26 protein-coding genes and 2 pseudogenes are annotated in these 26687 nt (G+C 37.0%); 24 read left to right on the plus strand and 4 right to left on the minus strand.

Annotated elements, in window-relative coordinates; genetic code table 11:
• Positions 1–225: 225 nt before the first annotated feature.
• The 4 genes and pseudogenes from CLV38_RS11500 to CLV38_RS14235 all read left to right on the plus strand — a co-directional run bounded on the left by CLV38_RS11500 (position 226) and on the right by CLV38_RS14235 (position 3603).
• On the plus strand, positions 226–441 hold the full coding sequence (locus tag CLV38_RS11500; protein WP_106195741.1) for a heavy-metal-associated domain-containing protein: 216 nt from the start codon (positions 226–228) through the stop codon (positions 439–441).
• Between the two features lie 88 nt (positions 442–529).
• Positions 530–823, plus strand: a complete 294-nt coding sequence (locus CLV38_RS11505) for an iron-sulfur cluster repair di-iron protein, ric (RefSeq protein ID WP_106195743.1) — start codon at positions 530–532, stop codon at positions 821–823.
• A gap of 165 nt (positions 824–988) precedes the next feature.
• Positions 989–1870 carry a prolipoprotein diacylglyceryl transferase gene (gene lgt, locus CLV38_RS11510; RefSeq protein WP_106195746.1) on the plus strand — a complete coding sequence of 294 codons (882 nt, stop codon included), beginning with the start codon at positions 989–991 and terminating at the stop codon, positions 1868–1870.
• Between the two features lie 203 nt (positions 1871–2073).
• Positions 2074–3603: pseudogene (locus CLV38_RS14235) on the plus strand (IS1182 family transposase).
• An 84-nt stretch (positions 3604–3687) separates the two neighbouring features.
• Here CLV38_RS14235 and CLV38_RS11520 read toward each other — a convergent pair.
• Positions 3688–4393 (minus strand): annotated as a pseudogene (locus CLV38_RS11520) (MIP/aquaporin family protein).
• Positions 4394–4528: 135 nt separating this feature from the next.
• Between CLV38_RS11520 and CLV38_RS11525 the strand changes: the two are divergent.
• Genes CLV38_RS11525 through CLV38_RS11535 form a run of 3 tightly spaced genes read left to right on the plus strand, consistent with a single transcriptional unit; the run spans position 4529 to position 6018 of the window.
• A complete protein-coding gene (locus CLV38_RS11525; protein WP_170068890.1) occupies positions 4529–5065 on the plus strand; it encodes a hypothetical protein in 537 nt (178 codons plus the stop codon).
• A 52-nt stretch (positions 5066–5117) separates the two neighbouring features.
• The gene (locus CLV38_RS11530) at positions 5118–5621 is read left to right on the plus strand and encodes a ParA family protein (protein ID WP_106195751.1); all 504 of its coding nucleotides are present in this window, start codon (positions 5118–5120) and stop codon (positions 5619–5621) included.
• Positions 5599–6018 carry a hypothetical protein gene (locus tag CLV38_RS11535; RefSeq protein ID WP_106195754.1) on the plus strand — a complete coding sequence of 140 codons (420 nt, stop codon included), beginning with the start codon at positions 5599–5601 and terminating at the stop codon, positions 6016–6018. Before CLV38_RS11530 ends, CLV38_RS11535 begins: the two co-directional genes overlap by 23 nt.
• Before the next feature lie 390 nt (positions 6019–6408).
• Here the strand turns inward: CLV38_RS11535 and CLV38_RS11540 are convergent, their stop codons facing one another.
• From CLV38_RS11540 to CLV38_RS11550, 3 genes are all read right to left on the minus strand, one after another.
• Positions 6409–6900: an AAA family ATPase gene (locus CLV38_RS11540; RefSeq protein WP_211295476.1), complete on the minus strand. Its 492-nt coding sequence runs from the start codon at positions 6898–6900 to the stop codon at positions 6409–6411.
• A 142-nt stretch (positions 6901–7042) separates the two neighbouring features.
• Positions 7043–7597, minus strand: coding sequence for a recombinase family protein (locus CLV38_RS11545; protein ID WP_106195758.1), 555 nt, complete (start codon positions 7595–7597; stop codon positions 7043–7045).
• A 260-nt stretch (positions 7598–7857) separates the two neighbouring features.
• Positions 7858–9783, minus strand: coding sequence for a heavy metal translocating P-type ATPase (locus tag CLV38_RS11550; protein WP_170068891.1), 1926 nt, complete (start codon positions 9781–9783; stop codon positions 7858–7860).
• Positions 9784–10148: 365 nt separating this feature from the next.
• Here CLV38_RS11550 and CLV38_RS11555 point away from each other — a divergent pair, with 365 nt between their 5' ends.
• The 17 genes from CLV38_RS11555 to CLV38_RS11630 all read left to right on the plus strand — a co-directional run bounded on the left by CLV38_RS11555 (position 10149) and on the right by CLV38_RS11630 (position 26640).
• Positions 10149–10463: an ArsR/SmtB family transcription factor gene (locus CLV38_RS11555; protein ID WP_048728532.1), complete on the plus strand. Its 315-nt coding sequence runs from the start codon at positions 10149–10151 to the stop codon at positions 10461–10463.
• A 23-nt stretch (positions 10464–10486) separates the two neighbouring features.
• The gene (locus CLV38_RS11560; protein ID WP_106195760.1) at positions 10487–11410 is read left to right on the plus strand and encodes a cation diffusion facilitator family transporter; all 924 of its coding nucleotides are present in this window, start codon (positions 10487–10489) and stop codon (positions 11408–11410) included.
• A 419-nt stretch (positions 11411–11829) separates the two neighbouring features.
• Positions 11830–11952 carry a hypothetical protein gene (locus CLV38_RS14095; RefSeq protein WP_267884244.1) on the plus strand — a complete coding sequence of 41 codons (123 nt, stop codon included), beginning with the start codon at positions 11830–11832 and terminating at the stop codon, positions 11950–11952.
• Positions 11953–12031: 79 nt separating this feature from the next.
• Positions 12032–12502, plus strand: coding sequence for a DUF305 domain-containing protein (locus CLV38_RS11565; protein ID WP_091482504.1), 471 nt, complete (start codon positions 12032–12034; stop codon positions 12500–12502).
• A gap of 371 nt (positions 12503–12873) precedes the next feature.
• On the plus strand, positions 12874–14655 hold the full coding sequence (gene spxB / locus CLV38_RS11570) for a pyruvate oxidase (protein ID WP_106195762.1): 1782 nt from the start codon (positions 12874–12876) through the stop codon (positions 14653–14655).
• A gap of 375 nt (positions 14656–15030) precedes the next feature.
• Entirely contained in the window at positions 15031–15621 is a 591-nt protein-coding gene (locus tag CLV38_RS11575; RefSeq protein ID WP_106195765.1) for a YdhK family protein, read from the plus strand.
• Between the two features lie 399 nt (positions 15622–16020).
• The gene (gap, locus tag CLV38_RS11580; protein ID WP_106195767.1) at positions 16021–17025 is read left to right on the plus strand and encodes a type I glyceraldehyde-3-phosphate dehydrogenase; all 1005 of its coding nucleotides are present in this window, start codon (positions 16021–16023) and stop codon (positions 17023–17025) included.
• A 31-nt stretch (positions 17026–17056) separates the two neighbouring features.
• Complete coding sequence (locus tag CLV38_RS11585) at positions 17057–17251, plus strand: DUF308 domain-containing protein (protein ID WP_106195769.1); 195 nt, start codon at positions 17057–17059, stop codon at positions 17249–17251.
• A 269-nt stretch (positions 17252–17520) separates the two neighbouring features.
• Positions 17521–18411, plus strand: a complete 891-nt coding sequence (locus CLV38_RS11590) for a fructose bisphosphate aldolase (RefSeq protein WP_106195772.1) — start codon at positions 17521–17523, stop codon at positions 18409–18411.
• A gap of 562 nt (positions 18412–18973) precedes the next feature.
• Positions 18974–19429 carry a copper-responsive transcriptional repressor TcrY gene (tcrY, locus tag CLV38_RS11595; RefSeq protein ID WP_106195774.1) on the plus strand — a complete coding sequence of 152 codons (456 nt, stop codon included), beginning with the start codon at positions 18974–18976 and terminating at the stop codon, positions 19427–19429.
• A 12-nt stretch (positions 19430–19441) separates the two neighbouring features.
• Entirely contained in the window at positions 19442–21910 is a 2469-nt protein-coding gene (locus tag CLV38_RS11600) for a heavy metal translocating P-type ATPase (protein WP_106195777.1), read from the plus strand.
• Between the two features lie 24 nt (positions 21911–21934).
• The gene (locus CLV38_RS11605) at positions 21935–22198 is read left to right on the plus strand and encodes a hypothetical protein (RefSeq protein ID WP_091898583.1); all 264 of its coding nucleotides are present in this window, start codon (positions 21935–21937) and stop codon (positions 22196–22198) included.
• A gap of 76 nt (positions 22199–22274) precedes the next feature.
• Complete coding sequence (gene tcrZ, locus CLV38_RS11610) at positions 22275–22478, plus strand: copper chaperone TcrZ (RefSeq protein WP_091528616.1); 204 nt, start codon at positions 22275–22277, stop codon at positions 22476–22478.
• A gap of 112 nt (positions 22479–22590) precedes the next feature.
• Positions 22591–24693, plus strand: coding sequence for a heavy metal translocating P-type ATPase (locus CLV38_RS11615; RefSeq protein WP_106195779.1), 2103 nt, complete (start codon positions 22591–22593; stop codon positions 24691–24693).
• A gap of 119 nt (positions 24694–24812) precedes the next feature.
• A complete protein-coding gene (locus CLV38_RS11620; RefSeq protein WP_106195781.1) occupies positions 24813–25433 on the plus strand; it encodes an adenylate kinase in 621 nt (206 codons plus the stop codon).
• A gap of 71 nt (positions 25434–25504) precedes the next feature.
• Entirely contained in the window at positions 25505–26338 is an 834-nt protein-coding gene (lgt, locus tag CLV38_RS11625; RefSeq protein ID WP_106195783.1) for a prolipoprotein diacylglyceryl transferase, read from the plus strand.
• 44 nt (positions 26339–26382) lie between these two features.
• Positions 26383–26640 carry an SHOCT domain-containing protein gene (locus CLV38_RS11630; RefSeq protein ID WP_106195786.1) on the plus strand — a complete coding sequence of 86 codons (258 nt, stop codon included), beginning with the start codon at positions 26383–26385 and terminating at the stop codon, positions 26638–26640.
• Positions 26641–26687 lie beyond the last annotated feature (47 nt).

Consider the following 26687-nt stretch of genomic DNA (forward strand, 5'->3'; position numbering starts at 1 on the left):
GCTTACTTAAGATATTGAACCGCCGTATACGGAACCGTACGTACGGTGGTGTGAGAGGACGATAAATGAATTAATCATTTATCTCCTACTCGATTCAAATAAAAGGAAATTTCTTCGATAATTGTTCTTTCTTGACCAGGATCAAGTGCATCTTATCGAAGCAAAGATATACTATGTTCATACACTAAAAGAGGAATAAATATCATAAATAGAGGAGTGAATAAGATGAGCGCAACGACTTTGCAATTGGAAAAACTGACTTGTCCGTCCTGTATGCAAAAAATTACAACAACCATTGATGAAATGAATGGTGTTGAACGCACAAAAATACTTTTCGATGCCAGCAAAGCCCGTGTATATTTTGATGAAGCAATCGTTTCACCAAAAGAGATTATGGATAAAATCGAAGAAATTGGTTATGCCGCGGAAGAAATAAAATAAGTTGAGAAGTTGACTCTAGTCAATTATTTCAAAGAAAAAACACCTTATACTAAATCTAGAAAAAACAAAAAATAGAGGAGATTGAATCATGACAACATTTACTGAAGCAAAAGAAAAACATTTTGATCGATTAAATCAGTTTACACCTATTGTTAACCGGGTACATGGTGAAAACCATCCGGAGTTTCACGAAGTCAAAGTATTGTGGGACAACATCTATAAGAAATCTGAAACAGCTGGCACTGAGAAACCTGAGCTTGATACAGAATTCCAAAGATTACGTGAAGTGACTGCCAACTACACGGTACCAGGAGATGTTTGTGAAAGTTACGAAGCGGTCTACAACATGTTAGAAGAAGTAGACACTGCATATCAGGCGTAACATGACTATAGACACAAAAAACGAGTAGATTTTCTCACTCGTTTTTTGTGTTATGCACGTATAACTGCTTCGGTGAAATGAAACATTGGAGCATAAGTTTACAGACTTAATTTTAAGAATATTAAAGCTTTTTACATTTGTGATTGGCAGAAGGAGAACGGAAGAATGAATGTACACTTAATGACAATTAATCCAATTGCTTTTGAAATTGGTCCCTTATCAGTCGCGTGGTACGGACTGATTATCGTTGTAGGGATGATTTTAGCTATTTATTTATCCATTAAAGAAGCAAAAAAACGCGGCATTTCAGAAGACTTTGTCGTAGATACCGCTTTTTGGGTCGTACCGCTAGGCATACTGGGGGCGCGTTTATATTATGTTCTTTTTGAACTGGACTATTATTTAGCGAACCCGCTTAAAATCTTTGCGATTTGGGAAGGTGGACTAGCTATTTATGGCGGGATTATCGCCGGGGTCTTGACCATTTATTGGCGAGCGAAAAAAGATAATATCCCAATGTTATTATTTATCGATATTTTAGCCCCTTATACCTTGCTCGGCCAATCGATTGGCCGGTGGGGAAATTTTATCAACCAAGAAGCCCACGGGGGAGAAGTGAGTCGCCAGTTCTTAGTGAACCTGATGTTGCCTGAATTTATTATTGAAGGAATGCATATTAATGGGGCCTATTATCACCCAACCTTCTTGTATGAATCGCTTTGGAGTTTGCTTGGTGTTGCGCTTCTTCTGGTCTTAAGAAATCAAAAACAGCTCCTTCTTCGCGGAGAAACGACAGCAAGCTATTTAATTTGGTATGGCTTTGGACGACTGTTGATTGAAGGCTTACGTACGGATAGCTTATATTTAGGGTCATTTCGTATTTCACAAGGTGTATCTGCAGTTATTATCTTAATCGGCATCGGTATCATTTTATACCAAAGACGCTACGCGTATCCAAAACCTGAATACTATACAGACGGCATGCAGTATGAGTTGGAATTTGAACGCAAGAAAGAAGCATATAAATTGGCAACCCAGAGAAAATAAGCTGTCATACAAAGGTTTAAGTAACATTGTATTTACTCTCAAATAGATCAAAAAAAGAGGCTGGGACAAAAGCCTCTAAATAAAACGGCGAGAAATTAGATTTTTACTAATTTTCTTGCCGTTTTGTTCTATATAATTAGGCATACAAAAAGCACCCTGATATAATATTAGTAACCACACTAAATATTAAAGGGGTGCTTTTTATGTACGTAAAATATAACATGAATCAAACGTCACTTCCACTAGAATTATCCTCTTGTATCGATTCCAATCATATTGTGTTTTCAATCTATGACTTCGTTGATTCTTTAGACGAGAAACACTTTGAAATTTTTGAGACTCAGGACGGTCGTCCTGCCTATCATCCAAGACCACTCATCATGTCTCTTCTTTATGCTTACAGTAAAGGTGTATTTAGTGGCCGAAAGATTGAAGAAATGATGGAAGAGAATTTACCTATGCAGTGGCTAGTGGCGCAACAGGTCATTAGTTACCGCACAATCAATCGATTCCGTTCTTCAGAGAATTGCAGTCGACTTTTAGAGAATATATTTATAGAGTTTACCATCCAGTTAAAGCTAGAGAAGCTAATCAGTTTAGAGAATGTCTTTATTGATGGAACAAAGATTGAAGCTGATGCCAATAAGTATACTTTTGTCTGGAAAAAAGCAACGGAAAGATTTGCTGAACGTTTGAAGGTATCTGCACGTCAATATTACTTTGAAGAAATTCAACCGATGGTTGATGCCGGGATACAATACGACGAAGAGCTTGAATTGGAGGAGTCCATGCTCCAAGAAATTGCTGAACTGATTGAAGAAGAAGTGGAAAAACTAACCGAAGACATTGAGGAGAATCCTGTAAAAGGGCCGGATCATCGAAAACAAACTCGGCGTCGTTTAAAGTAACATCACCGTAAAGTGAGCCAGGATTTTCTGCCTCGGAAACGAAAGTATAAAAAACAGTTTGAAACCTTTAATGGTCGAAATAGTTATTCGAAAACAGATACTGAAGCGACATTTATGCGTATGAAAGACGATCACATGATGAATGGTCAACTGAAGGCAGGGTATAATATCCAAATCGGGACCGAGAATCAATTTGTTCTTCATTATGATATTTTTCCAAATCCGACGGATACCCGAACTCTGCAGCCTTTTATTGAATCCTTTCCTCATCGGCCTAAACGCATTGTCGCTGATGCAGGATATGGGAGTGAAGAGAATCTAACTTACTTAGACGAGAATCAGATTGAACATCTCATTAAATATAATCGATTTGATAAAGAACAGAAAAAGGGATATAAACAATCAGATAAAAACTTAGAAAATTGGGTGTATAATGAGAAGCTCGATACCTTCACACATCCCGATGGCACGATATACAATTACAGCCATCAATCGAGACGAAGAAACAAATTGAGCGGTTATACTTCTCAAATACAAGTTTATAAGCCAAAAGATCCAGAGAGTGCGCCGCAAAAGGCGCTCTACTATAATGAGAAGTACCAAACATTGAAAAATATAGAAGCAGAAAAGCTTTTATCACCAGAAGGGTCATCAATCTTTGCCAAACGAAAGATTGATGTAGAGCCAGTTTTTGGTCAGGTAAAGGCTATTTGAGGGTTCACTCGATTTAACTTAAGAGGCAAATCGAAGGTGAAAATAGACATTGGTTTGGCCTTAATGGCCAACAATTTGAAGAAATACACAAAAATTAAAGCAATAAAATAAGAGAAATTACAATTTCCAAGATGGAAACTGTAATTTCTCTTTTAGTTTAGAATCTATGACCTTTTGTCCCAGACTCCTTTTTTATTATGTAATTGCTTCATCTTTTTCTTGTTCCACTCCGGGTGCGCCTGCTTCAGTATCCAATACATACCTGGCAGCAAAAGCAGCTAAAGCACCACCTAAAAGAGGAGCTAGAAAATATAACCATAATTGCGATAAGGCTGTTCCACCCATGAGAAGAGCGGGTCCAAAACTACGAGCAGGGTTCAAAGAAATCCCTGTAGTCATACCACCCATCAAAATAATGGCCACTAACGTCAAACCAATGACAAGTCCAGCCATATGGAGCCATATGGGGGTCACCATTTCTTCCTGTTGCAGTCAAAATCACTAGAACAAAAAGGAAAGTTAGAATAAGCTCGATGATAAATCCACCAGATACAGTTAAACCTTCCGCTAAAACAGTCGCTCCTAGATTGGTTGCATCTTTTCCTGACTGAATAAGAAAATATCGTAGGATTACTGAACCAGCCACTGCCCCAGCTAATTGTGCACCGACATAAACGATAAATCCCTTAAAGCTCATGCGGCCGTTCAAAAACATAGCTAAACTGACCGCTGGATTCATATGAGCCCCCGAAATGGTTCCGATACTATAAGCCATTGCAATGACGATAAGACCAAATGCTAGAGCAATACTTAGCATACTGTCCCCAAAGACCACTGCTCCTGTCCTGATTAACACCAAAAATAATGTACCTATTACTTCTGCGATTGCTTTTTTCCACATAATACAATCTCCTTTTTCTGATACTCTATTATAAATTCTCACCTTACTAAAATAACATTAGTAAAGTGTGTTTTCTATATCATTTATGTGAGGCTTCAAACAATTCAAGTAATGGGTCAGTATTATAATACTACCTTGAAGAGTGTATATACTAACTTAGATTTAGAAAAGTTCTCTATTCAAAAGAAAGAACAACTATCTAAAGCAATTGATTATTACGGAAATGATTTATCGTTAGAAAAGATCCAGCGTATAGCCAGCGAAGAGCAAGTGAATAAATTCAATACTCACGAACAAAGAATAGGCTTAACCTACCTATACAAATTCGATAATAATCTATTCTCTGAAGATGATTTAAATGAAATACAAAATGATTATCAGTTGAAAGAAATCTATGATGTTGTATCTGATAAAAGTATGCGAGAGTATTTCCTGAATGAAGTAAGTAAAAATGGAGAAGGTTTATTGGATAATAAATTTATGTTTGCTGATGGTAATAGCCATACAAACCAGATTAATCTAGGATTCCTAATGCAGAATATCAACCTGTATGAAGATATCATGCGAGCACAGATGGAAAATCTAAGGAATGAAAATGAAGACAAAAATCAAAAACGGAAACAGAAGAAAGGTAAGAATAAGAATGTTAAGCAGAATCGAGGAATGAATTAATACAAACTAATTGATTTCTATTATGCAATTATTAGAAGGAGACGAATGATTGATGATTATATCTTTTGGAAATATCAAAGGCGGCGTCGGAAAGACAACAACAACAGCAGTATTGGCTCATCTTTTAACTAATAGCACTTATGATAAAAAGATCTTGTGTATCGACTTCTCACCTCAAGGCGATCTATCCAGTATATTGCTTAACACTTATGAATATACTGGTGATGAATCTCATACGATTTCAGATGTACTATTTAATGATATTGAAGTAGACGATGCTATTCAGGTGTTAACAGACAATCTACACTTGATACCCGGTGATTGGGAGCTCGTAAACTTTAATAAAAATGCCATTACGTCGTACAATAAAGATTATCAAAAAAGTTTATTAAAATCAGTATTGAATAGTGTTGAAAGTGTTTATGATTTTATACTGATTGATACTAGTACTGATATGGGATTAATTTTAGATAATGCATTAATTGCTTCTGATGGAGTGATTATAAACAGTAAACCATCAGCATTTAGAGCTAATGAGCACAATAAAATTTGCTAAATTCTTAAACGAAAAAACTCTTAGAGCGGGTTATCATTTTAAAATTTTAGGAACACTTTTTACTCATGATAATAATAAATCTAGTGAGGTTGCAAATGAAAACATACTTCAATATGCAAGTGATTTACTACCCTTTAGTAGTAGTATTTATGAGGATAGTGAGATTAGAGGAATGAAGAGTTTGAACGAAGTGAATAATTTTGAAGACTATGAAAGATTACTGATTGAGCTAAATTCGAATTTAAATATAAATAAGAATCCAAATAAGGAGTATACTTTCAGCTTGAGTCCAAGAACATATAAAATGCTGGAAAAAATGACTAAGCATAACGGTTATGAAGATATATCTGAATTTTTAGATATCTGGATACAAGCCTTTAATATAGAGAAGTTTTGATAGGTAGATATGTATTAGCTTTTTAAAAAAAAGATATGAATCACAACTGAATATACTAATGAAGTCCTTGCTGGATAAGTGAGGACTTTTTATGTAACTCATTTTTCTTAACGTGACTTATAATAAATTAACATAATTATCAGGCCCCACCTAAATATATATAATGTTCTATATGTACGTTTGAGCACTTTTAACGGACAAACGACCCTTGTTTTTGATTTGAAAAGGGCTCTAAATGATCGTCATAATAGTCTGTAAATGAACATAAGATTGTGAGCAAGTGCAAATCCTGTGTAAATTTTGGTTTTATTTCGCACTAACTTCAAGCGCTATGTTGCACTAATAGAACAAAAAAACTATTTCGCTAAATGAAATAGTCCTTTTTGTTACTTATTTTACTCCAATGACTAAACTATCTCGTGCAGCTTCCACTACTTCTGTCGTGATAGTTTCAAGGTTATTGATTTCTAATATTCTTTCGATTTGGGTGAAAAGTCTTTGGATAAGTCGAAAATTTCCACTGGTAATTTTAATAATACTAGTGACAGCTTCATAATTAGCAAAATCTTCCAGTTGGACAGATAATCTTAACTCTTCCCATTTGTATTCCATAATATGGTGGATCTCGTCTTTACTCAATCTGTCAAATTCATGGGCAAAACCTATTCTGGAGTAGAGTTGAGGATAACGAGCCAATCGCTTTTCTATGCCCGGCATTCCAATAAAGATTATAGCTAAATCGTTTTGGTCATAAATATCTCTTAGTTGTTCTAAATGCTGTATTTTTAATCGATCTATTTCGTCAATAATAATGAGATCAATCTCTTCATACGCATTCGTTGAGTATTTTTCTTCTGCTCCTAACTGAAGAACTCTACACATACTTTTAACCATACCCATCTTACCACCGATCATATCGATTTCATTCGTCATTTTAGTCGCCCGTATATAGAGTTAATGGAGGAAGTTCTTGGTTTATGAGAACACCTCTTTCCTACGATTAAATAAAATTAATCGTCAATTTTTATTTATCTAAGTAACGATAAAGCGTTGACTTGCTGATTCCTGTCATCTCAACAATTTCTTTCACACTATATTCTTCACTTTTGTACAATTTTATTGCTCGTTCGATATCTCGTTGGTTCACAGGAGGGCGCCCGCCTTTTCGCCCTCTAGCTCGAGCACTTTTTAAACCTTCTTTTGTACGTTCAACAATCAAATCTCGCTCAAATTGGCTAAATGCTTGAAATACAGTCATCATAAGCCGACCATGTGGAGTGGCAGTATCAAAATTCTCTTTTAAGCTGATCAACTTTATATTATGTTCTTCAAAGTAATTTACAAGTTCAATTAAATCTTTTGTACTGCGACCCAAACGAGAGAAGCTTTCCACGACAACTGTATCACCTGGACGCAATTTATCTTTCAGTCGATTTAATTGCGGACGGTTAGCTTTGGTTCCCGTCATCTTTTCGGTTAGTATCTCATTGCAATTTCGGTCATTGAGTAAGTCCAACTGGCGATCCAATTCCTGTGAACGTGTACTTACTCTGGCATACCCATATACATACCCACTCATAATCCTCTTCCTTCTCTTTTTTATTTTCTCAATTGTATCACAAAGGGGGGATAAAGATACGTAGATAGAAAGTAAAGTTTTGATACTTGAAAAGCCCTCTTTTCAGCTGAAATTTTAGTTGTTTAGAATAGTCTCAAAATCGATTGTTTTTGAGACAAAGTAATTTATAAAAAATATGCCTCTAACGTTTTTAGAACGTTAAAGGCATATTAACTTCAGACAGTTATTACTATACCCTAGCTTTATGGGTTTTGATAGAATTAATTAGATTTTAATAAACGAAGTCCATTCAGAATAACGACCAACGTACTTCCTTCATGAATAATGACACTAATTGCAATATCCGTCAAACCTAAGAAACTAGCAATAATTAAAAAGACAACAACGGCCATTGAGAAAAAAATATTTTGCCAAATGACACGATTCATTTTGGTTGCAATATTATGAGATTGTACCAATTTGGATAAATTATTCTGCATTAAAACCAAATCAGACACTTCTACTGCTACATCTGTTCCGTCCCCCATGGCAATACCTACATCTGCATTAACAAGGGCAGGGGCATCATTTACACCATCACCCACCATTGCTGTTACGCCGTATTTCTCTTTTTGCTCGTCTATAATTCGAGATTTATCTTCTGGCATGACATTCGCGATTACTTCATCTATTCCTAATTGTTCTGCAACTGCTTTTCCTGTCATTTCTGAGTCACCAGTAATTAAAGTGGTGTGTATGCCGTGTTCTTTAAAGTAATTAATAGTTTCTTTTGCATGTTCACTTGGAATGTCCATGAGAGCTATAAGTCCAATGACATTCTCATCTTCTGCTACGTATACGACTGTCTTACCTTCTGATGCCCATTCCTTATTTAAACGAATATATTCATTTTCAACATTGTCAAACGAAGTTGGTTTTCCAATCCGATAATTTCTTCCGTTATAATCTCCCGTCAACCCTTTACCAATCTGATTTTCTACTTCAATGGTAAGCTTATTTTTTTGTTCAAACTTTCTTAGAATGGCATCTGCTAAAGGGTGATTGGATTCTTTTTCAAGAGCCACTACGATATCAATAATATTTTCTTCATTCACAGAATCGGCAAAATAATAATTGGTTACTTCTGGTTTTCCTTTGGTCAAAGTTCCCGTCTTATCAAACGCAATTGCTTGAGTATCAGCTAATTGAGACAGATAAGAACTACCTTTTGAAAGGACACCTTTTTTGGCCAGGTTAGAGGTTGTTGATAAGGTTACCGATACGGTAGCTGCTGCTAAAGCACAGGGTGAAGCTGCAACTAAAAGAACCAATCCCCTATAAATACTTTGTGACCATGTCCAATCAAGTAGAACAGGAGCCAATAACACGAACAGGGGAATGGCAATTAAAACAACTGTGACGTATTTCGGTTCGAATTTTTGGATAATACTCGCAGCTTTTGTTTGATTATCTTGGTTCTGGTTCACTAATTGTAAAATTTTTGAAAATACTGTATCTTCGTTTTCTTTGGTGACTTCCATTGTAAACGTGCCTGTCCCATTAATCGTACTCCCAAAAACGGTATCTCCTTTTGTTTTTTCATTGGGTATACTTTCACCATTAATAGACGATTCATCAATGGAAGTAGAGCCAGATAAAATGACTCCATCAATGGGTACTTGGTCACCGTTTAGTACTTGAAGTTGGTCCCCAACTGTTAATTCACTGACGTCAACAATCTTTGTATTCCCATCAGGCAAAATTAACCGAGCAGTTGTTGGGTTCATTTCGAGTAATTTCGTTATTTCTCGTCTACTTCTTCCTTCAGCGTAATCTTCCAGGAAATGTGCGCCTGAAAAAATGAGAATCAACAACGTTCCTTCCCAAAAATTCCCTATCGCTGAAGCTCCTATAGCCGCTAATCCCATTAAAATATGAGAATTAGGCGTAAACTTATTATTTGCTTTTGTATTCTCAATTGTCTCTCCAAGACCTTCCAGAACAATGACATGATAGCCCGCACTAATTGTGGCGAGTGAGAACATGATGTTTTTAATTAATTGATATTCTCCACTTAAGAACAATGCAACAATTGCCAATGCCAAACCAATAAAGTATAGAATAATAGGCATCTTCCCGTGATTGTGATCATGGTCGTGGTTATGTTTCTCTTTTTCCTGTGAATGTTGCTCTTTGGTAGTTTCCATTTCTATCACCTTTCTATTAAATTTCTTTGATTTTTGTTGACTTTTTTTGTGCCTTGCAAATTCTGAGCTCGTTTGTTTGCTTAAGTAAGGCAAGGATTCATATGGTTTGGGCTTATCCAGTCTCCATCTCCTTTTATTTGTAAATCGGAATGATTATAATCTACATATGAAGTTACATTCATATGTTTACAAAATCATATTAACTTACTGTATGAGTTTTGTCAAGACAAGATGCTTCTTATTCAATGGACTACTATTGCTGATACAAAAGTCTTAATTTTGTCTATAAACAAAAAACTAGCATCGTTTTACTCATGTGGTATTATATATATGAATGGAAAATCATGTGAGAGGAATAAGAGCATATGGATACATCAACAACTTCGCCAATCAATAAAGAGAAGATCCAATCAATAAGCAAAGTATTCAAAGTGATTAGTGACCCTACACGCTTGTCAATTCTCTTTCTTTTACAGAAAGAAGAGCTCAGTGTTGGAAACATTGTGCTTGCATTGGATATGGAACAGTCCGCGATTTCACACCAACTAAAAATATTGAAAGATTCACGTTTAGTGAAGGCAAGAAGAGAAGGGAAAAGCATGGTTTACAGTCTTGATGATCTTCATGTTTTCAGTATTCTCGAACAAGTCTTAACTCATATCAATGAACAAGAACAATAAAAGCTAATAAGGTATAAAACTAAATGGAGGTTTTTAAAATTTCAAAGTCAGAGAAACAAGAAAATCACTCGCACCAAAATCAACCGAATAAGAATATTAAAATTGCTTTTTTCATCAACTTTATTTTTTCCATGATTGAATTTTTCTTTGGGTCTCTTTTCAATAGTGTGTCAATTATGTCCGACGCCGTTCATGATTTAGGAGATTCCATTTCTATTGGATTCGCTTGGTTTTTCCAGGGGTACTCAGAAAAGCAGCAAGATGAACAGTTCACTTTTGGTTATAACCGCTTTTCATTATTAGGGGCGTTGATAACTGGAGTAGTACTGATCGGCGGCTCATTTTTTATGATTTACCGAAGTATCCCACGTTTGATTGATCCGCAACCGGTTAATTACAGTGGTATGTTTTGGCTTTCACTCGTGGCTATTGGATTGAATGGATATGCGGCTTGGATTCTAAGCAAAGGGTCATCTAAAAACGAAGGCATGTTGAACCTGCATATGCTAGAAGATGTATTAGGGTGGATTGGGGTCTTGGTTGTGAGTATTGTAATGAACTTTACCGAGGCTTATCGATTGGATCCAATCTTATCGATTTTGATAGCACTCTATATCCTCTATAAAACTGTACCTGAATTTTTCAGTACAATGAAAATTTTATTGAACGGTTCGCCGGAAAATGTAAACGTAGAGAACCTGGCGAACTCCATTAACAATATTCCTGCTGTAAAGGACCTCTCTCATTTTCACATTTGGTCACTGGACGGAGAAGAAAATGCCCTTATCGTTACGGTTCTTATAGACTCTTCCGATATAAACAAGACTAGGGAAATCAAAGAAGAAATTGCAGAGCTTGCCCATACATCGGGTGTAAAGAATCATATCACAATAGAAATAACTACAAGTAAAGACGAACTGGAAAAAGGGTATGCTTATGGCAGTTAAAGTATTTATATATTGAAAAAAGGACTATTTTAAATCGAGTAGGAGACTAGTCAATTAATGGCTAGTCTCCTACTCGATTTATTAGTGCAAAGCACCCCTTAAATTTAATGCAAAATAAAATTACAATTTACACATAGAGTGTAAAAGAAGCACTTTAAAAACAATTATAATTAGTGGGTATTAATAAGGGATTTATAGGTGATCTAACGAATAATTACTCTGTTTTTAATTTCTAGGATGGTCTACTTCTTTATTGTAGAACCGCTTCTCAACTATTGAAAAAATGGTAAACAGACATAAGTCATTACTTGTAATTAATAAAAAATCGAAATGTTTGACAATGTAGATAGACAGCCATAAACTAAGAACACAGTCTATATCTACATCTGTAGGCTAAACTTATTATTGGAGGAGATAAATTGCTGAGTCAATTGAAGTTAAACTGTAACAACGAATATTTATATGGTGGATTATCAGCCAACAGATGGGAGGGGGTCGCTCTTTATCATAAATGGTTTGTTGAAGAGGAATTAGTTCAATAATCACGATTGGTACATTAAAATACTTGTCGATTTTAAAATTTTTTAATAATAAAAAATTACTAAGAAAGGAAGTTTAACTGTGAAGAAATATATACGTTTCGGATTAATGATTTTAACTTCTACTGTTGTGATGTACTTTCTAATGTTTGTGAATGTTAATGAATTTGCACATATTTACTTGAGTCAAACCCGTGTTTATATGGCTATTCTAATGGGGGCTGTCATGGCAATAATTATGATGGGTTTTATGTGGAAAATGTACGACAACAAAAAATTAAATACCGTCATAATGGGACTTTCGGTTTTACTCGTGGTGGGATCGTTTGGGCTTATTCAAAACCAAGTTGGCGTAGATGATACTGCTTGGATGAGAGCTATGATTCCACACCATTCTACCGCTATTATGACGAGTGAAAATGCCAATCTCACAGATTCACGGGCGCAGCAATTAAGCGAAGAAATTATCCAAGCCCAAGAAGAAGAAATTGCTGAAATGGAACAATTGATAGAAGACATAGAGGAAAATGGGAAGCAAACTCAAGATGATTAAACAGCATAGATTGTCATACTAATCTAAACTGATTTCTGCGGTGGGAACGTAAAAGAATGTTCAAGTTACTATTAACCGACCCATTTTTATAATTGAATTTATAAACCTGAACGATTCATACTTTTCGTTGAAACATGTGCCAACTGCCTAACGGCAGCTTAAATTTACTTTTTCATTTTCACCTGTTAAGTGATGAAAAAAGAACCCCATTCTGATATGGTAAAGGTGTCTAAACCAACCATAAGAAAGGAGTTCTCTTCATGATTAGCTTACACATACAAGGGCAATAATACACTTGTTTATTCGTTGAAAAATGGTAAAGTAATCTAGTATGATTTTTTTGATATTTTAATCTGTAGGAGGATATGGAAATGAAAGATGGAGTAACTAAAGTTAGTTTAGCTTCGTTAAAAGTAATGGAAGGATGGGGAGTCGACACCATTTATGGGATTCCTTCTGGTACATTAGCTCCTTTAATGGAAGCTTTAGGAGAACAAGAAGAAACAGATATTGAGTTTCTTCAAGTAAAACATGAAGAAGTCGGAGCCAAAGCAGCTGTAATGCAATGGAAATTCGGCGGAAAATTAGGTGTGTGTGTTGGATCAGGTGGTCCAGGTGCGACTCACTTAATCAACGGTCTATATGACGCAGCAATGGATAATACACCTGTATTAGCTATTCTAGGATCTCGTCCTCAAAAAGAATTAAATATGGACGCATTCCAAGAATTAAACCAAAACCCAATGTATGACCACATTGCAGTGTACAACCGTCGTGTTGCTTATGCTGAACAATTACCAAAAATGATCGATGATGCAATTCGTACAGCAATTTCAAAACGTGGAGTAGCTGTAATCGAAGTACCTGGTGATTTCGGTTACAAAGAAATCGCTGCAGATGCCTTTTATTCTTCAGGACACAGTTACCGTGATTTCGTTTCTTCTGCAATTGTTGAAGAAGATATTGACGCGGCAGTTGAAGTATTAAATAACTCTAAACGTCCGGTGATTTATGCTGGTATCGGAACGATGGGACACGGTCCGGCTGTTCAAGAATTATCGCGTAAAATCAAAGCACCAATCATCACAACAGGTAAAAACTATGAAACTTTCGAATATGACTTTGAAGGATTCACTGGTTCAACATACCGTGTTGGTTGGAAGCCGGCTAACGAAGTGGTTAAAGAAGCAGATACGGTTCTTTTCGTTGGTTCAAACTTCCCATTTGCTGAAATTCAAGATACTTTCTCAAATATTGAAAAATTCATTCAAATTGATAATAACCCAGCTATGCTTGGTAAACGTCATAATACAGATGTTGCTATCCTTGGAGATGCAGGAGAAGCAATTAACTTAATTCTTGAAAAAGTAACAGCTGTTGAAGAGTCAGCTTGGTGGAATGCTAACGTGAAAAACGTTCAAAACTGGCGCGACTACATGACTAAATTAGAAACAAAACAAGAAGGCGAGTTACAACTTTATCAAGTATACAACGCAATCAACAAACATGCGGATGAAAATGCCATCTATTCAATTGATGTGGGAAATTCAACACAAACATCGATCCGTCATTTACGCATGACGCCGAAGAATATGTGGCGAACTTCTCCATTGTTTGCTTCGATGGGTATTGCATTGCCTGGTGGTATTGCTGCTAAGAAAGTCCATCCTGATCGTCAAGTTTGGAACTTAATGGGTGATGGTGCGTTTTCTATGAACTATCAGGATGTCGTCACTAACGTAGTTTTCGACCTACCAGTTATCAACGTAGTATTCACAAACACTGAGTATGGATTCATCAAAAACAAATACGAAGATACAAACACAAACACATTCGGTACAGAATTCACTGATGTAGACTACGCGAAAATTGGGGAAGCTCAAGGCGCAGTTGGTTTCACAGTAACACGTATTGAAGATATGGACCAAGTAATGGCTGAAGCCGTCAAAGCTAACAAAGAAGGCAAAACAGTCGTCATCGACGCTAAAATTACAAAAAATCGTCCAATTCCAGTGGAAACATTGAAATTAGACCCTGCATTGTACAGCGAAGAAGAAATCAAATCTTACAAAGAAAAATATGAAGCTGAAGAATTGGTACCATTTAGTGCGTTTTTAAAAGCTGAAGGTCTTGAGTCTAAAGTAGCTAAGTAATTTTCTGTTATTGAAATGATTATTTAAAAAGAGTTAAGGTGAGTCGACATGTTTAAGCGGCTCACCTTTTTTGTTAGTATTTTTTGAAAAGTATAGTCAAAAAATGAACTTTAATAACTTCGAAATTTGCAAGCAATCTTATCAATTGTTCAATGACTGACTTTCTATCCTTAAATAGACAAATAATTTTTATTATGACCTTCTTCCGTAGGCATCCTGTTCGAGAACACATTATTTTGGAAGGAAGTATCTGCCTAATTTAAAAATGGGCAATTTGTTCAAAAAAACAGCTTGAATTTAGAGCTATGAATTATTCAGGTATAAAAGAACAACTTTAAATTTAGAGCTTTATTTTTTTAATTCAGGAGGAAAAAAATGAAACAGAATAAAAAATGGATAGGAACTATTTTACTGTCATCTGCCTTATTACTTGGAGCATGTGGCAGTGACGAGATAAATGAATCTACTGGAACAGATACAAATCAAACGACAACCGAAGAAACATCTTCAGAAAGTGGTGATCACGGCGGCATGGTGCACGATGAATCTGGTGAAATCCCAGCAGGTTTGGAAGAAGCTGAAAATCCGATGTACGAAGTAGGAGAATCCGTTATTCTTCAGCACGGTCATATGCCTGGAATGGAAGGTGCCGAAGCGACTATTGTTGGTGCGTTTGACACAACTGCTTATGAAGTATCCTTTGACCCAACTAATGGGGGAGAACGCGAGGAAAATCATCGATGGGTAATTCATGAAGAAATTGCTGAGTCAACTGAAAGTGCTGTTGAACCCGGAGAAGAAGTGACATTAGAAGCTAGACATATGGAAGGTATGGAAGGAGCAACTGCAACAATTGATGATGCTGTTACATCAACTGTATATATGGTAGATTATCAACCAACCGAGGGCGGAGAAGTAGTTCGTAACCATAAGTGGCTGACTGAAGAGGAACTAGGTCAAGAATAATAATCCAAAAAATGTGCGATCAATTAAATATAGAAAAAATCCCTGTATATGAGAAGACTTAGTGATACCTTCTTATGTATAGGGATTTTATGTTCCTTGTTAAATTAAAATATATATCAATAACAATATCAGAAGGAATTATTATAATTCACTTGTTCATTTATATAACTTCTATCAGATATTTTAAGAATCTCGAAGACTTGTAAGAGTAAGATCACGAAAAAAACTATTTTAAAAATACTCTTGACAACTATCGATTACTAATGTAAACTAAAGTCAGCTTATGGTTTACACGAGTAGACGTAGAGGAGGGGTTAATGTTAAACTTTGGCTGCTAATTAAGGATAACCAGCACATATTCATCAAGAAAAATAGTACAAAATTAAATGGAGGAATATAATGACTACTAAAATAGCAATTAATGGGTTTGGTCGTATTGGACGCTTAGCATTTCGCCGTATTAAAGAGTTGAGGGACTCAGAACTACAGGTTGTTGCAGTAAATGATTTAACAAATAATGAGGATTTAGCCTACTCTTTAAAATACGATACTGCATATGGGATTTTCCCTTATGATATCGAGGTAAGAGGCGATTCAATTCTGGTTGATGGCAAAGAAGTTAAAACATTCGAAGAAAAGGATGCCAAAAAACTACCATGGTCCGATTTGGACATTGATATCGTTTTGGAATGTACAGGCTTCTACACAACTAATGAAAAAGCACAGGCACACATAGACGCTGGAGCTAAAAAAGTAATTATTTCAGCACCAACTAAAGATGAAGAAACGAAAGTCGTTGTCTTTGGTGTCAACCAAGAAATTTTGAGTCCAAGTGACAAAATTATTTCCGCCGCTTCCTGTACGACAAATGGTTTAGCCTTAATGACAAAAATATTAGTGGACGAGTTTGGGATTCAACGAGGCCTGATGACAGGATCGCGTGCCTATACAGCGACACAAAACATGCAAGATGCTCCCGGGGGACGTAAAAGTCGCGCAGGTGCTCAAAATGTTATTCCTGTTACGACTGGCGCTGCCAACGCATTAGGAAAAGTCATTCCAGAGGTTAAAGGGATCATTACGGGTACCACCACACGGGTTCCTGTCATTACTGCGGGCTTTGTAGAACTGTTCTCGGTGTTGGATAGAGAGGTAACCGTTGATCAGATTAACGAAGTGATGAAGGCAGCCGCGAATGATTCATATGGGTACACTGAGGATGAAATTGTTTCCTCCGATGTCGTGGGGGATACACATGGATCCGTTTTTGATGCAACGTTAACAGAAGTATTAGATGCAAATGGGGGACAATTGGTTAAAACAGTTGCTTGGTACGATAACGAATATGGTTTTGTTTCTAATTTGGTGCGTTTAACAGAATATGTTTCTCGATTAAATAAATAATTAAAAAATATGCATAAGGAGAAGATAAATCATGAGTAAAACAACTGGGCAATGGTTAGGATGGATTGGAATTCTTGTAGGGATAATCGCTTTCTTTTGGCAACCGGTATGGATGGGAGTAGCTGCAGTCGTTCTAGGAATCATCGGGCTATTTTCCCCACAGAAAGGACTCAACTGGACAGCGATTATTATTGGGGCAATTGCGTTAGTCCTGCCACTTTTATAATCAGAAAATGTAATAACAGCGATAATAGGCAAAGAAGACCTGTTATTTAGAATGTTTACCCCTTGAGCCTGTAAGGCTCAAATTTGTAATAAAAATGAAATCGGCGGATAGAAACCCTCTACAATAGAATTTCTATCCGTCGATGTTCTGAAAAAGCTTATTTTTTGGTATTTTTTAAAAAAAGTGGTATAGGATGAAAATTTTTAATAAACTAATTAGTGAAGGATAACTATGGGAATTTCAGAAAATCTATGGAGGAGAATTTATCAATGAATCAAGAACATTTTGATACTATAAAGAATAAAGACGGCTTTATCGCGGCACTTGATCAAAGCGGTGGTAGTACACCAAAAGCTCTGAATGATTATGGGGTCAGTGAAGACCAGTATTCAAATGACGATGAAATGTTTGATCTTGTTCACAAAATGCGTACACGAATCATCACATCTCCATCTTTTACTCCGGATAAAATTATTGGCGCGATTTTATTTGAACATACGATGAATAATAGGATAGAAGGTCAGTATGCTGGAGATTATTTAAGCGATAAAGGAATTGTTCCGTTTATTAAAATAGATCAAGGACTTGCAGATGAAGAACATGGTGTACAATTAATGAAGCCAATTCCAGGACTTAATAATTTACTTAAACAAGCAAAAGGACGAAATATGTTTGGTACAAAAATGCGTTCAAACATTCTTTCATATAATGAAAAAGGCATCGATGATGTAGTCACCCAGCAGTTTCAAGTTGCTCAAGAAATAATTGATGCTGGCTTAGTTCCTATCGTTGAACCTGAAGTAAATATTCATTCTGAAGATAAAGAACAAATTGAGGAATATTTAAACCAATCCATTAAAAACCATTTAGATGCATTAGCTACTGATGATTATGTGATGTTGAAATTAACTATCCCAACGAAAGCTAATTTATATCAAGAATTAGCCGATCATTCACAAGTTTTACGTGTTGTTGCTTTATCAGGTGGTTATGAAAGAGACGAAGCGAACGAAATGCTTAGTCAAAATGACAATGTTATAGCAAGTTTTTCACGGGCGCTTACGCAGGACTTATTTGTTAATCAAAGTGATGCAGACTTTGATGCAAAACTAAAAGAAGCAGTGGATTCTATTTATGAAGCTTCTGTTGTAAAAAACTAAATCTTTGCAAAAAAACTTCCAATATTCATATACCAGAACTTACATTCGAGTTATAGTATAGACAGAGAGTAGCATATCATTCTCCTAGATTTTAAGATGGTACTCCCCAATGAGCTACTCATACAATTATAGTCCGAATAAAGACGCAAAAAGGCAGAGCTCTCACCTTGCTTTTTTTGTGTTTAAAGCTGAAATAGTTTGTAGATGAATAATTTGCGATGCTGTGACCCCTTGAGCCTGTAAGGCTCAAATTTGTAATCAAAATGAACTCGGGGGATAGAAAACCCGTACAGTGGGATGTCTATCCGCCGACATTCTGAAAAAGCTTATTTTCGGTGTTTTTTTAAAAGAGAAGTGTCCGACGAACCAATCCCTAATTAATGAACTAAAACACAATCCATATTTTCGTCAGGCGTGTCGCATCGAACCGAAAGTTAAAAAGTTATAAAAAATAATACATCACAAATTATTTATTTACATAAACTCTTGACAATAATCGTTTACTAGTGTAAACTCTATTTAACATTAATGTTTACTCGCGTAAACGAAAGGGGGAGAGAATATGAGTACTATAGCTGTAGACCTTCATATAACCGATGCTGAATGGGAAGTCATGCGTGTAGTCTGGGCGAATACCCAAGTGACTAGTAAAGAAGTCATTTCTACATTGGGAGAGAAAATGGACTGGAAACAAGCGACAACCAAAACGCTCTTAGGTCGACTCGTGGAAAAAGGCGCACTGAATACAGAACAAGAAGGTAGAAAATATATTTATTCGGCAAATATCGAAGAGAAAGAAGCGGTAAGAAGTTTTACAAACGATATTTTCGATCGTATTTGTCGAAAGAATGTCGGGAATGTAATAGAGAGTATCATTAAGGATCATATTTTAAGTTTCGATGATATCCAAAGGCTAGAAGAAATATTAGAAATGAAAAAAGCTTTCGCAGTAGAAGAAGTTGATTGTCAGTGTGCAGAAGGGCAATGCGATTGCCATTTACATCATCATGGAGAATAAGGAGCGAAAAAATTGGAGAATAAATCATTTGCCATAGAAGGTATGACCTGTGCGTCTTGTGCACAGACAGTAGAAAAAGCAGCAAAAAAGGTGCATGGGGTCACAAAGGCTTCTGTGAACCTAGCAACAGAGAAGTTAAGTATTGAGTACGATGAACCAACTTTTTCGGTAGAAAATCTACAAAAAGCAGTGGATAATTCAGGGTATGAAATAGTCACCCAGGAAGGAACGACGCAAACCTTTGCAATTGAAGGTATGACCTGCGCATCCTGTGCACAGACAATTGAAAAAGCCGTCGGAAAGTTGTCGGGCGTAGATAAAGCTTCCGTCAATTTAGCGACAGAAAAAATGCAAGTTTCCTATAACCCGTCGGCAATTTCAGTATCTGATGTGACTGGTGCTGTATCCAATAGTGGTTATGCAGCCGTATTAGAGACTACGGATACTCAAGATAATTCACGAGCAGAGAAGCGTGAGAAAAAAGAAAAAAGAATAAAGCAACTTTTAAATCGCTTTTGGGTATCAATTATATTTACGGTTCCTTTATTGATTATATCCATGGGTCATATGGTAGGCATGCCACTACCAAATATCATTGACCCAATGACAAATCCATTAAATATGTCTCTTTTACAACTTATTCTGACTTTGCCGATAATGGTAGTAAGCTGGGAATATTTCCAGAAGGGATTTAAAAGTTTATTTAAAGGTCACCCAAATATGGATTCCCTGATTGCGCTTGGTACGGCGGCTGCATTTGTTTACAGCCTTGTGGCTACAATCGGAACTGGCTTAGGTTATGGTAATTTTTCAGAGTTACTTTATTATGAAGTAACTGGAGTTATCTTGGCGCTCCATACATTAGGGCTATTTTTAGAAGACCGCTCAAAGGGGCAAATGTCCTCAGCTATTGAAAAATTAGTTAACTTGGCTCCTAAAACAGCTCGAGTAATACGTAATGGTGTGGAACAAGAGATTACTGTGGACGAAGTTGCTTTAGGAGATGTTATTCGAGTTCGTCCGGGAGAAAGTATGCCTGTAGATGGTGTTGTTGTTGAAGGACGTACTACAGTTGATGAATCGATGCTGACAGGAGAAAGTATTCCTGTTGAAAAGCAAGATGGAGACGAGGTTATTGGGGCGAGTATCAATAAAAATGGTTCCATTGAATACCGCGCCACTCGAGTGGGAAGCGATACAACCCTATCCCAAATTATAAAAATGGTAGAAGATGCACAAGGGTCTAAAGCACCCATTGCTCGAATGGCCGATATCATTACAGGATATTTCGTACCGATTGTTATCGGATTAGCCATTTTAGCAGGAGTTGCTTGGTTAATTGCAGGTCAAACAGGTATATTCGCTTTATCCGTTATCATTACAACCCTTGTCATTGCTTGTCCATGTGCCTTAGGTTTGGCGACTCCAACAAGTATTATGGTTGGAACAGGAAAAGGAGCAGAACATGGTGTCTTGATAAAAAATGGTGAGGCGCTAGAAACCACTCATAATCTAGAGACGATTGTATTTGATAAAACAGGAACCCTGACAGAAGGTAAACCTATCGTGACGGATATTTTAGTGACTCCTTTGATTACTGAAGAAGAGCTTTTATATTATGCGGCTTCCGGTGAAACAGGTTCTGAACACCCGTTAGGTGAAGCGATTGTACAGAAATCAAAAGAAGAGAACATGACATTGGCTAAACCAGATCATTTTGAAGCGATTCCTGGCCATGGGATTCGAGTTGAAATTGAGGGCAAAGATATGTACATTGGAAACCGTAAACTGATGGTAGAGCAAAAGATTGATTTATCAAGCATGGAAAAAGAATCCGATCGCTTAGCAGACGAAGGAAAAACACCGATGTATCTCTCTATTGATGGAGAACTAGCTGGAATTATCGCAGTAGCGGATACATTAAAAGAAAATAGTATGAAGGCTGTTAAAGAACTTAAAAAACGTAACATCGAAGTCATTATGATTACTGGAGATAACAAACGTACAGCCAAAGCGATAGCTAAGCAAGTGGGTATTGACCGCGTATTAAGTGAAGTATTACCTGAAGATAAAGCAGAGGAAGTCAAAAAACTACAAGAGGCAGGCAAGAAGGTAGCGATGGTTGGAGACGGCATTAACGATGCACCCGCATTAGCTCAAGCAGATATCGGTATTGCAGTTGGATCAGGTACGGACGTGGCGATTGAATCAGCTAATATTGTCCTCATGCGTAATGATTTAACCGCTGTATTGACTGCGATTGATTTAAGTCGTACAACACTACGAAACATTAAACAAAACTTATTCTGGGCTTTTGCTTACAATCTTTTAGGTATCCCAATTGCGATGGGTCTCTTGTATATTTTCGGCGGACCACTGATGACTCCAATGTTTGCGGCAGTCGCCATGAGTTTCAGTTCGGTGTCGGTCTTGCTCAATGCTTTACGGTTAAGACGATTCAAACCTTCGCCTGTTAAGTGAAACAAATGTTAAAGGAGGACAAAGATGAGACCGGGGTTGATTATTGAAGGGATTGGTTGTGTTAAGTGCGCCGAAGCAATAGAAGAGGAGTTTATGGCCAAATCGACCGTTGAAAAAGTATTTAGCGGAATACACAAAAAAATGATTTTCGTCCATATAAGTAAGAATGTCACGCGAAAAAGTTTCCTTTCTTCGCTGATGGACGTGCCTCTGTTGTTAAAGGGAATCATTGAAGCGGCTCACTGTCACTGTTGTAGAGAAATCCACTTTGACTTTCCGGCCGGTTAATTGTTTATTGGATTTATTTTTGACCTTCTTCGATTTGAAGAAGATAAAAAAATTAAAAGAAAAAGGAGAATGAATGATGAAAAAAGAAGTCTTATTAGATGGCGTAAAATGTGCAGGTTGTGCCAATACAGTGCAAGAAAAATTTTCAGCTATTGAAGGGGTTGAATCTGTAGAGGTTGATTTAGCGACTAAAAAAGCAGTACTTGAAAGTCAAACAGAGATTGATACCGAAACGCTCAATGCTGCGCTAGCCGATACGAAATATTCTTTAGTGAAATAGAAACGAACTATAATTAGTGCAAATGTCACACGTATATTCATAAGACGGACCTCACATTTTTATATCAAGAAGAAAAAGTGAGGTCTTTTTTAGAAATTTAGGAGGAGCGTATATGGGTAATAAACACAGCAATCATTCGTCGCATAAACATACCGCGGACAATAAAATGAAACATAGCAAGATGGACCATAGTACGATGGATCACAGCAAGATGGATCACAGTGAAATGGATCACAGTGAAATGGATCATGGCGCAATGGGAGGGCATGCCCACCACCATCACGGTAGCTTTAAGGAGATTTTCTTGAAGTCACTCCCATTAGGAATCATTATTATGATTTTATCGCCTATGATGGGGATTTCGTTACCATTTCAGTTTACATTTCAGTATTCTGATATATTGGTGGTTCTTCTCTCTACGATTTTGTACATTTATGGAGGTAAACCTTTCTATATGGGGTCAATAGATGAGTTTAAAGAAAAAGCTCCTGGAATGATGGCTCTTGTCACTCTTGGTATCTCTGTATCCTACTTTTACAGTGTTTATGCAGTCATTGCTAAATATGTGACTGGTGAACATGTGATGGAGTTTTTCTTTGAATTTGCTTCTTTAATATTAATCATGTTGTTAGGTCACTGGATTGAGATGAAAGCTGTTGGAGAAGCAGGAGATGCACAAAAAGCATTAGCTGAATTGGTACCGAAAGATGCTCACGTTGTATTGGAAGACGATTCAATTGAAACACGTCCAGTTGCTGACTTGCAAGTAGGCGATTTGATTCGTGTTCAGGCTGGAGAAAATGTTCCAGCAGATGGAACCATTCAGCGCGGCGAATCACGTGTAAACGAATCGCTTGTGACTGGGGAATCGAAACCAATTGAAAAAAATCCCGGAGATGAGGTCATCGGTGGATCAACCAATGGTGCCGGAGTCCTCTATGTGGAAATAAAGCAGACGGGCGATAAGTCCTTCATTTCTCAGGTTCAGACATTAATCAGTCAAGCTCAAAGCCAACCATCTCGAGCAGAAAATCTTGCACACAAAGTTGCAGCATGGCTCTTTTATATTGCGGTTATTGTAGCGCTTATTGCCCTTGTCCTATGGATGGTTATAGCTGATGTACCAACGGCAGTTATTTTTACAGTCACCACATTAGTTATTGCTTGTCCGCATGCCCTGGGTCTGGCTATTCCATTGGTGACTGCTCGTAGTACCAGCTTAGGGGCCAGTCGGGGATTATTAGTGAAAGACCGGGACGCTTTAGAGTTGACTACAAAAGCAGATGTTATGGTTTTAGATAAAACGGGAACTTTAACAACTGGTGAGTTTAAAGTACTAGATGTTGAACTCTTTAATGATAAATATACGAAAGATGAAATTGTTGCCTTATTGGCAGGTATCGAAGGCGGATCTAGTCACCCTATCGCTCAGTCAATTATTAGTTACGCAGAACAGCAAGGGATACGTCCAGTAAGTTTTGATTCGATTGATGTTATTTCTGGCGCTGGTGTAGAAGGTCAAGCTAACGGACATCGTTATCAATTAATCAGTCAAAAAGCATATGGACGTAATCTGGATATGGATATTCCAAAAGGAGCAACCCTCAGTGTCTTAGTAGAAAACGACGAAGCAATCGGTGCTGTAGCTTTAGGGGATGAATTAAAACCAACAAGTAAAGACTTAATACAAGCCCTTAAAAAGAACAACATTCAACCGATTATGGCAACGGGTGACAATGAAAAAGCGGCTCAAGGAGCTGCAGAAATTTTAGGTATTGATTATCTAGCTAGTCAATCTCCTCAAGACAAATATGAATTAGTTGAAAAACTTAAAGCAGAAGGAAAGAAAGTTATCATGGTCGGTGACGGGGTCAACGATGCACCTTCTCTTGCATTAGCAGACGTTGGTATAGCTGTTGGTGCCGGAACTCAAGTAGCATTGGATTCAGCCGATGTCATCTTGACACAGTCAGACCCTGGCGACATTGAATCCTTTATCGAGTTGGCTCAGAAGACCACACGTAAGATGAAAGAAAATCTTGCTTGGGGAGCAGGGTATAACTTTATCGCGATTCCAATAGCTGCAGGAATACTAGCACCAATTGGTATCACATTAAGTCCAGCGATTGGAGCAGTTCTTATGTCGGTGTCAACAGTTGTTGTCGCAATCAACGCTATGTTCCTAAGGTTAGATCCTAAATCAAGTGTCGATTAACATGTCGAATAATTGAATGACCTTATCGTGTAAAAATACAATAGTTTCACAGGAAAGGAAGAGATGGAATAATTTAAAAAATCATCTCTTCCTTTTTTAGTTTATAAGGAGGAAAAATTATGAGGCTGGTCCTTTTAGGGTTACCCGGTGCTGGGAAAGGCACTCAAGCTAAAAGAATCGCAGAGAAGTACCACCTGACGGCTATTTCAACTGGTGAAATGTTACGAGAAGCAGCCAAGGAGAAAGATACATTCGGACTCAGAGTGCAAGAATATATGAATAAAGGAGAGCTAGTTCCAGATGAGTGGATAAACTCATTGGTTAAGAGTCGCTTACAAGAAAAAGATGTTGAAAATGGCTTTGTTCTGGATGGTTACCCACGTACCCTACTGCAAGCAAAAGTGCTCGAAGCTTACCTACAAAGTCAAAATCAGAATTTAGACGCTGTTTTCTTTTTAGATGTAAGTCAGGATACGTTAAGACATCGGTTAGCGCAACGAGGGAATCTTCGTTCAAAAGAAAAACAAGGAAATTCCCAAATCGAAGCAAAAAGGGAAAAAATTCGACTGGATGACAAACCAGAAGTGATTGAAAATAGGCTACACATTAATAAGGAATTAATGGAATCACTTATTCACTTCTACAAGGAGCAAAATCTGCTATACGTTATCAATGGTGAAGGGGATTTTGACAATGTGTTTGACAATATAAATGAGGGTTTATTGTCTGTAAACAAGTAACTACACAAATTGAACTTAAATTATGTGATTTAAAACAATTAACTAATGTAAGCTATGAAGGGGATTGAAGAATGAATATTTTACTTAATGTAATCGATCCAGTTGCTATTTCAATTGGCCCGATAAAAATTTATTGGTACGGAATTATTATTGCTCTAGCGATGCTGATCGGCATTTCATTAGCTACAAAGGAAGCTCAAAAACTGGGACTTGAAGAAGATACCATGGTAGATATGGCATTATGGGCCATACCAATTGGCTTTATCGGTGCCCGACTTTATTACGTTTTATTCAAATGGGACTACTATATACAGAATCCGAGTGAAATCATCGCAATCTGGAATGGTGGAATTGCTATTTATGGGGGGCTAATTGCGGGTGGTCTCGCAGTATACTGGTTTGCAAGAAGAAAGAAAATGACGCTAACTCTTTTACTAGACATACTGGCACCTAGTGTCCTCCTAGCTCAATCGATTGGTCGCTGGGGAAATTTCATCAATCAAGAGGCACATGGCGGTCCAGTCACCCGACAATTTTTAGAAAACTTGTACTTACCGGAATTCATCATTAACCAAATGAACATCAACGGAACCTATTACCACCCGACATTTTTGTATGAATCGTTATGGAGTTTATTAGGTTTTATCCTTCTTATTATCCTAAGGAATCAGAAAGGCCTATTACGTCGAGGAGAAGTTGCCCTCAGCTATGTCATTTGGTATTCATTTGGACGTTTTTTTATAGAAGGTATGCGCACCGATAGTTTATGGATTGGGGATAGTATGCGAGCTTCCCAAGTGCTATCACTTGTGCTGTTTATTAGCGCAATCGTGCTCTGGATTTATCGTCGGAGAGCCTATCCTACAAAACCTTATTATTCGGAAGGTTTAATTGCGTCTAGATAATCAGAAAGCAACATATTTTTTTATGATTAAGGAGGAGATAACAGTTGGGTGATCTTTTTAATTCGTTGAACCAACTTGGAATAAGTTCATTTCTATTAGAAGGGCTTTTTTGGATAGGGCTAGTTGTTCTGGCTGTCTACTTGATTGGTCAATGGCTATCGAGCTTTGCTTATTCAGATTATCACGAAACACCGTTAGAAATCCTTCAAAAAGAGTTCGCTAGAGGCAATATAACAGAAGCAGAATATTTAATAACTCAAGTTTCGCACCCTAATCAGACCTTGGAAAGCCTATCGGCTTAAGGTTAATCAACGAGATCAAACAGTGCTGTATGCCTGATTGGGCTGGT

The sequence above is a fragment of the Alkalibacterium olivapovliticus genome (assembly GCF_003003275.1).
GTDB classification, from domain to species: Bacteria; Bacillota; Bacilli; order Lactobacillales; family Carnobacteriaceae_A; genus Alkalibacterium; species Alkalibacterium olivapovliticum.